The organism is Blautia sp. HCP28S3_G10 (genome assembly GCF_052065235.1).
Classification (GTDB): Bacteria; Bacillota; Clostridia; order Lachnospirales; family Lachnospiraceae; genus Blautia_A.
The window spans coordinates 1-344 of sequence record NZ_JBQHUL010000112.1 but is presented as its reverse complement, the minus strand read 5'-3'; the positions used below and the strand labels follow the sequence as shown (position 1 = coordinate 344).

Genomic DNA, 344 nt, shown 5'->3' with positions numbered 1-344 from the left:
AAAGACAGATGGCGACAAGAATGAAGCCCAGAATGTGACAAACGTAAATGGAAAGATCACCTTTGCAGACCTGGCATATGACAAAGCCGGAACCTATGAGTATGAGGTAGCCGAAGTACAGGAAGTACCGAATGGATACACAGCAGACAAAACAGTCTACACAGTAACCGTAACGGTAACAGACAACAAAGAGACTGGAAAACTGGAAGCAGTTGCAAGCTATAAGAAAGGTGAAAAATCTGTAGATAAACTCACCTTTGCCAATACCTACAAGGCAGAAGGAACGACAGCGAAGATCGAGGCAGAGAAGACCGTCAATGGAGAAGCAGCAACAGGAAGCCAGT

General features: G+C 45.1%; 1 protein-coding gene. It reads left to right on the top strand.

Annotated features, from left to right (window positions below):
- A partial coding sequence (locus ACTNB8_RS16440; protein WP_441056125.1) for a Spy0128 family protein occupies nucleotides 1-344 on the top strand: 344 nt, incomplete at both ends.